The sequence below is a fragment of the Halothiobacillus sp. genome (genome assembly GCF_028710545.1).
GTDB lineage: Bacteria > Pseudomonadota > Gammaproteobacteria > Halothiobacillales > Halothiobacillaceae > Halothiobacillus.
Map to the genome: position 1 here is coordinate 1 of NZ_JAQTTX010000081.1, position 7147 is coordinate 7147.

The window sequence follows — 7147 nt, forward strand, 5'->3', positions numbered from 1 at the left end:
ATGAGTTGAATCGTTTCCGCGCCGACTTGCAGGGCTTGCGCGCGCAGCGCAGCAATCTAAGCCTTATCGCACCGGTGGATGGGCTGGTGTCGGTGCGTGATGCCGCCCCCGGTACGACGGTCGTCGCCGGGCAGTCGGTCGTCGAAATGATCGACCCGGCGAGCCTTTGGATCGATACACGCTTCGATCAGATCAACGCCACGGGGCTGGCCGCCAACCTGCCGGCAGAGATCGTGCTGCGCTCGCGGCAGGGTGAAATTCTGCAAGGTCACTTGTTGCGCGTCGATCCTCTGGCCGATTCGGTGACCGAGGAAACCTTGGCCAAGATCGTGTTCACCAAGATGCCCGAACCGCTGCCTCCGGTGGGAGAACTGGCCGAGGTCACGGTGCAACTTCCTGAGCTTCCCGTCGCCCCGGTCATACCCAATGCCGCGATTCGTGAAGTGGACGGTCGTCGCGGCGTCTGGAAGGTCGAAGGGGGCAAGCCGGTGTTCACCCCGGTCGTGTTTGGGCGCCACGATTTGCAAGGGCATGTGCAGGTCAAACAAGGCCTGTCAGTGGGCGACCGCATCATCGTCTACAGCGAAAAGGCCCTGCACCAAGGCAGCAATCTTCATATCGTCGAACGTATCCCGGGTGTGTCGCCATGATCAGCCTGGCCGGGCGTGACATCCTGCACACTTGGGGAAAATTCGTCTTCACCGGTGTTGGTCTCGGGTTGCTGATCGGAGTAACGTTGGTCATGGCTGGGGTATATCGCGGCATGATCGATGACGGCAAGGCCCTGCTCGACAACAGCGGTGCCGATCTGTGGGTGGTGCAGAAGGACACCCTCGGTCCGTATGCCGAATCCTCCAGCGTGTACGACGATCTCTGGCGCGGCATCCGCACGATTCCGGGCGTTGCCGCCGCAGCCAATATCACCTACCTGACCATGCAGGTGGCCAAGGGTGATAAGGACGTGCGGGTGATGGTGGTGGGCATCATGGCGGGCGAACCTGGGCTTCCCGGCTGGCCGCCGTATCTTGTTGCCGGGCGCCAGATCACCCGCGGTCATTACGAGGCGGTGGCCGATATCGCCACCGGTTTCAAACTGGGGGATACGCTCACCATCCGGCGCAACCACTATACCGTGGTCGGTTTGACGCGCCGGATGGTATCGTCTGGCGGCGACCCGATGGTGTTCATTCCGCTCAAGGACGCGCAGGAGGCGCAATTTCTCAAGGACAACGACGCCATCCTGATGCAGCGCCGCCGCACCGAAGCCAACCCGGCCTTCAATCGCCCTGGTGTGCCGGGCCTGCTCGACGCGGTGATCGCCTCGCAGACCACCAACAACTACGTCAATGCCGTTTTGGTGCGCATCGCCCCCGGCTATACCCCGCAGGAAGTGGCCGAACCGATCCGTCGTTGGAAACGGCTGACGGTCTACGACCGCGCGCAGATGGAAGGTATTCTCATCGGCAAGCTGATCGCCACTGCAGCCAAGCAGATCGGTATGTTTCTGGTTATTCTGGCTGCTGTCAGCGTCGCCATTATTGCCTTCATCATCTACACACTGACCATGGACAAGATCCGCGAGATCGCAGTGCTCAAGCTCATCGGCACCCGTAACCGCACCATCGCCGCCATGATCATGCAACAGGCGCTGGCGCTGGGCCTGATCGGCTTCGCTGTTGGCAAGATCACCGCAACCTTCGCCGCACCGCTGTTTCCCAAGTATGTGCTGTTGATTTCACAGGATGCCATCGTCGGCTTCATTGCTGTCATGGTGATCAGCGCCCTTGCCAGCCTTGCCGCCATCCGCATGGCGCTCAAGGTCGACCCGGCCGAAGCGATCGGAGGCTGAGATGAGTGGGCACGGCATCCGTATCGAAGGCTTGAAAAAGCGCTATGGCAGCGGTGAAACTGCGGTGGACGCGCTCAAGGGCGTGGACATGCAGGTTGCACCGGGCGAGGTGGTGGGACTGATCGGGCCGTCCGGCTCGGGCAAGAGCACCCTGCTCAAATGCCTGGGCGCGGTGATCACGCCCACCGCCGGACGCATGACACTGGGAAATGATGTGATCTATGACGATGGCTGGAAGGTGCGCGATCTGCGCGCTCTGCGTCGCGACAAGATCGGTTTCGTGTTCCAGGCGCCGTATCTGATCCCGTTTCTCGATGTTACCGACAACGTCGCGCTGCTGCCGATGCTCGCAGGCGTGCCTAACGACGAGTCGCGTCGACGCGCGCTGGAGCTGCTCACCGCGCTGGATGTACAACATCGGGCCCGCGCCATGCCCGCGCAGCTTTCCGGCGGCGAGCAACAGCGCGTTGCCATCGCCCGGGGCCTGATCAACCGCCCCCCGGTGATCCTGGCCGACGAGCCAACCGCACCGCTCGATTCCGAGCGCGCCATGGCGGTAATCCGCATCCTCAATGAGATGGCGCAAAAGTACGAGACGGCGATTATCGTCGTCACCCATGACGAGAAAATCATTCCCACCTTCAAGCGCATCTACCACATCCGCGACGGCGTGACTTACGAAGAAGCGGGCGAAGGGAAAAGCATCACATGAGTCTTTGTTTTTAAGGAGTTTTTTATGATGTACGGTTTTAATGACCACTTGCTTGGAAAATTCACCGTGGCAGTTGCGGCCTGTTTGCTTCTCGCCAGCCCTGTGACACAAATTCGGGCAGATGAACCGGCGGGGAAAACGGAGTTGCACTTTCGCGGCATGATGCAAGAGCTGGATCGCAACATGCAGAAAATCACCGCTGCAATCTCAAGGGAAGACTGGGCTCTGGTCGCGCAGATCGCACCCAGGATCGCCCGACATCCGGAGCTTCCCCTGGCAGAGAAAATGCAAATCCTTGCCTATCTTGGGACGAATGCCAGTGAGTTTCACCATATCGATGCACAAACGCACGAAGCGGCGAGCGACCTGGAACAAGTTGCAGAATTCGGAGATGGTAAAGCCGTCATTCAGGCCTTTGCACGCGTGCAGGAAAATTGTTTGGCTTGTCATCAGAACTTCCGCAAACCTTTTGTCGAGCACTTCCATGGCGCGCACTAAGGCCAACAAAGCTAATCTCGCCATGAAAAGATGGCTTGCAACATCCTCGCTGCCTGCCGCGCTGATCGTCATTAGCCTAGCCGGTTGTACTGTTGGACCAGATTTCAGATCACCCGCACCGCCAGATGTGACGCGTTATACGGCGACACCGGTCAGCCAATCAACCACCTTGGCACCTACGCAGCTTGGAGAATCTCAACAGTTGATCACGGGGCTGCCGATCAAGGTGCAATGGTGGCAAAACCTGGATTCACCTGCACTCAACCAGTTGATTGAGCAGGCATTTAAAGCGAGCCCGACCTTGGCTGCCGCGACGGCGACCCTGCGCCAATATCAAGAACTCTATGCCGCTCAAGCCGGTTCGACGCAGTATCCACAAGTAGATGCCGGAGTCGGTGCGCAACGGCAACGATTCAACCCCGGGGCACTCGGGCAAACCGGCGATGCAAGAGAGTTCAATCTCTACAATGCCAGTGTGGGTGTACGCTACAACCTCGATCTTGCTGGCGGCAATCGACGCGCACTGGAGGCTCTGGCCGCACAGGTGGACTACCGCCGTTATGAACTGGATGCCGCACGCCTGAGTCTGGCGGGCAATATCGCCACGGCTGCCGTCACGCGGGCTAGGCTCGCCGCGCAGATCGAAGCGACGGCCGCCATGCTGCGCGCCCAGGAAGATCAGCTGCAGATCACGCGCGAGCGCGTCCGTCTCGGTCAGGCAGCCCCGGACGAGGTGCTGGCCTTGCAAACTCAGGTTGAGCAAACGCGCGCCGAATTGCCCGCGTTGCGCAAGCAAATGCAGCAGAGTGAGCATCTGCTTGCCGTACTCGCGGGCCGCGCGCCGGGCGCCGGAGGGATTCCGGCATTCACCTTGGCGGGCTTCCGCTTGCCCGCAGAGCTGCCACTGGTGGTGCCGTCCGAACTCGTGCGCCGCCGTCCAGATATTCAGGCTTCCGAGGCATTGCTGCACGCGGCTAATGCCGAATATGGTGTCGCCGTAGCCAAGCTCTATCCACAAATCAATCTGAGCGCCAGTCTCGGCAGCCAGGCCCTGACCACCGGCGCCCTGTTCGGCAGTGGCTCGGCGGTGTGGAGCCTGGTCGGACAACTGACCCAGCCCTTGTTCAATCTAGGTCTGCCCGCTGAAAAGCGCGCGGCACTCGCCGCCTTCGACGCGGCCGCCGCCAATTACCAGAGTGTGGTGCTGGAGGCCCTGCGCAACGTTGCTGATGCACTTCGTGCTGTGGAAAACGATGCTCAGGCACTAACGGCACTCGCTGCCGCCAATGAAGCCTCAGAGGGTTCTCTGCGCTCCAGCGAGCGGCAGTACCAACTGGGCGCGGCAAGCTATGAGCAGCTGCTCATAGCTCAGCAGCAAGCGCAGCAAACCCGTCTCGGCTTGGCCGCGGCCCAGGCGCAACGCCTCGCCGATAGTATCGCCCTGTATCAAGCGATGGGCACCTGATTCAAGGACGCGAGGCGGTTTCACCATGGGAAACCGGAACGCGTTGTTGGCGTAAGCCGGCGAAGCCAAGGATGGATTCGTGAGATTCCTGAGAGGGATGGCATTCATCATCCCCATGGTCAAGATCGAAAAATACCCTGAGTCAATCACCACAGGTGGTGCCCGATGACGTGTACGGACGGCATATTTTCAAAAAATAGGTCGGTTGCAGGTTTCTTTCAGGAAGAATTGGCTATTGGCCTGTGGTGAATGAGCAAGCAAATGAGCGGCACCACATCCCTATGGGCGTCTCAATCGGTTTTTGGCGGTAGCCCTCGCTATTTGTTCATGATTTTAATAGCTTGTTTGTGACTTTATTAAACTGTTCATGATTTTAATTGCCCAGAACATCAAGCCATCATTTGAACGAAGCTCTGGCGGTGGAATTGGTAAAGCCAGGTTTCGCTGATGACCTCGCCGTTCAGGGTCAAAACGCCGTTGAGTTCCACGGGCTCGTCGCTATCGACAAACAGGTCGAACTGAGTCAGCCAGCGGGGGGTACCTGCTACCCAGTCGATGTAGACGTTGTCCGTTTTCCCGGCCGAGCTGGTGATGGTGAACACGGCATCTTTGGGTTGATGCCCTTGGAACAGATGGCTATCCCATTCGATGACCAGCTTGACGGTGTTGGCCGGGCGGGAGCCGCCGAAGTTGCCGCCAGGGCCGGCACGCAATGCGACGGCGCGTGCCAGTTGATCGTGCGGGAAGAAGGGCTCATGTTCGGTCCAGTACAGGCGGTATTTGAATTGAAGAGCAGAGCCCGCCAGTGCCGGCCCCTTGATTTGCCAGAAGGCGACCATGTTGTCGAAGGTTTCGTCGTTGGTCGGGATTTCGATCAGGGTGATCGACCCCTTGCCCCAGTTGTCGTTGCCTTTGCTGTCGACGATGGGTTCCACCCAGACCGACGGGCGTTTCTCGTAACCAACACCATCGAGGTAATGCGAAGGGTCGCGGTCGCGTTGCAGCAAACCATAACCGCGCGGATGCTCGTCGACGAAGGCGGAGTAGGCCAGGCTGGGCGGATTGGTCAGGGGGCGGCAGAAGTGTTCGTTATCGCTGCGCCATCCGACCAGCGTATCGGAGTCGTGGACTTCTGGCCGCCATCCGCGCAAGTGGCTGTTGGGTGTTTCGCTGTACCAGAACATGGATGTCAACGGCGCGATGCCGAGTTGATCGATGGTTTTGCGGATAAACAGGTGTTTTTCGATCACCATTTCCGTATCGCCATCGAACCGCAGTTCAAAGCGATAGGCGCCCGTGATCGACGGGCCATCGAGCAGGGCGTACACCACGACCGGGTCGCCTTCGTTGGCTGCCGGTTCAAACCAGAATGCGCGAAAATCGGGGAATTCCTCGCCTTGTGGTAGGCCGGTATTGATGGCGATGCCACGCGCCGACATGCCGACCTGGCCTTGTCGCGATATGGCGCGGAAATAACTGGCCCCCTGGAAGGTGGCCCACGGCTCGCTTTTCGTCCAGTCGCCGATTCGGCGCGAGCGTTGCACCCAGAAACCGGAAATACCGGACTGCCCGGCCGGCACCTGACGCAATGGGCTGTCTTCCGGCATGGTGAAGTAGTCGGGGCGATATTCGATCATGCGTGCCTGGTCGCCCTCGACCACGTTCATGGCAACTGATTTGGGAAAGTATTCACCCAAGGGGCGGAACGTGATGGGATAAACCGACCCTGTCTTGCCCCACAAGGCATCTTGCGGGTTGAATTTGATCTTGCCCGATGCATCGTAATTGATGGTCTTGATCGCGTCGGCGGCCGGGGAGGGCGGAGCCTGATACGGATTCTTGGCCATTTCTTCGGCGCGAGCGATCAAGGATTTATAAGAGAATGGCTTGGCCGGTGCAAACTTAAGCCCGTCCTTGGGCGCGACCGCTGCCGGCGCGGGCGTTTTGGGTGTGGTCGGCTCATTTCCGGGCGTAGCCGTTGAGTCTTGTGCGGCTTGTGCCTCACCAAATCCCAATGCAACCAGTCCACTGATGTTCGCAAGCGTGAACAGAAAAGACCGTCGGGTATATTCCTGAGTGGTCAGGGTGGACGGTGCTTGTTCTGACGGCTGTTGTTCGGCTTGTTTTTTGGTCGGTTTGTTCATGTCTCACATTCTCGGTAAAGATCGGACGAAATTTAAGGAACCTCTGATTGAATCCCTCGTGCTACGCGAAGCTGGTGAAGCCCGCCGAGTTGCTGATCCAAAAGCCGCAAAACGAGGCAGAGGCCGCAGGTCGTAGTTTACGCTACGATGCCAAGGCCGATAACGAAGTGTTGCGGCTTTTGGGCAGCAACCCGCATGGGACGGGCTTTTGAGGGCGATTCGCTGTGTTGCGCCGCTCACGAATGGAATAACCATTAACGCGAAGCTGGCGCAAGCCCGTTTCGCGCCGCGCCTTGCGACTCATCCCTCAAAAGCCCGTCTCGGCCACGAAGGATTCAATCAGAGGTTCCTTAGGGCAGCTCGAATAACCCGAGATTTTCAATGAATTCAGCCACTGAATCATGCCTGTGGCCGAATCCAGCCCAAATTTCACAACAAACGACGACCTTTCCAAGCAGCATTGCCCGGTTTTTACGCCG

The 7147-nt window shown here is 59.0% G+C and carries 7 protein-coding genes; 6 read left to right on the forward strand and 1 reads right to left on the reverse strand.

The window, feature by feature from the left end; genetic code table 11:
• The 5 genes from PHD44_RS11930 to PHD44_RS11950 form a co-directional block, all read left to right on the forward strand.
• Window positions 1–650 (forward strand): efflux RND transporter periplasmic adaptor subunit (locus PHD44_RS11930; RefSeq protein ID WP_300192023.1); only part of this gene is annotated, 650 nt, incomplete at its 5' end.
• Entirely contained in the window at window positions 647–1849 is a 1203-nt protein-coding gene (locus PHD44_RS11935) for an ABC transporter permease (protein ID WP_300192025.1), read from the forward strand. The genes PHD44_RS11930 and PHD44_RS11935, both read left to right, overlap by 4 nt.
• Before the next feature lies 1 nt (window position 1850).
• Entirely contained in the window at window positions 1851–2561 is a 711-nt protein-coding gene (locus tag PHD44_RS11940; RefSeq protein ID WP_300192027.1) for an ABC transporter ATP-binding protein, read from the forward strand.
• Between the two features lie 24 nt (window positions 2562–2585).
• Window positions 2586–3059, forward strand: coding sequence for a cytochrome c (locus PHD44_RS11945; protein ID WP_300192029.1), 474 nt, complete (start codon window positions 2586–2588; stop codon window positions 3057–3059).
• Window positions 3046–4524 carry an efflux transporter outer membrane subunit gene (locus PHD44_RS11950; protein ID WP_300192031.1) on the forward strand — a complete coding sequence of 493 codons (1479 nt, stop codon included), beginning with the start codon at window positions 3046–3048 and terminating at the stop codon, window positions 4522–4524. Before PHD44_RS11945 ends, PHD44_RS11950 begins: the two co-directional genes overlap by 14 nt.
• 389 nt (window positions 4525–4913) lie before the next feature.
• Here PHD44_RS11950 and PHD44_RS11955 read toward each other — a convergent pair whose 3' ends face one another.
• Complete coding sequence (locus PHD44_RS11955; protein ID WP_300192033.1) at window positions 4914–6668, reverse strand: glucan biosynthesis protein; 1755 nt, start codon at window positions 6666–6668, stop codon at window positions 4914–4916.
• Window positions 6669–6715: 47 nt separating this feature from the next.
• On the opposite strand from PHD44_RS11955, the gene PHD44_RS11960 reads away from it, so the two are divergent.
• Window positions 6716–6880: a hypothetical protein gene (locus tag PHD44_RS11960; RefSeq protein WP_300192035.1), complete on the forward strand. Its 165-nt coding sequence runs from the start codon at window positions 6716–6718 to the stop codon at window positions 6878–6880.
• The last annotated feature ends 267 nt before the right edge of the window (window positions 6881–7147 follow it).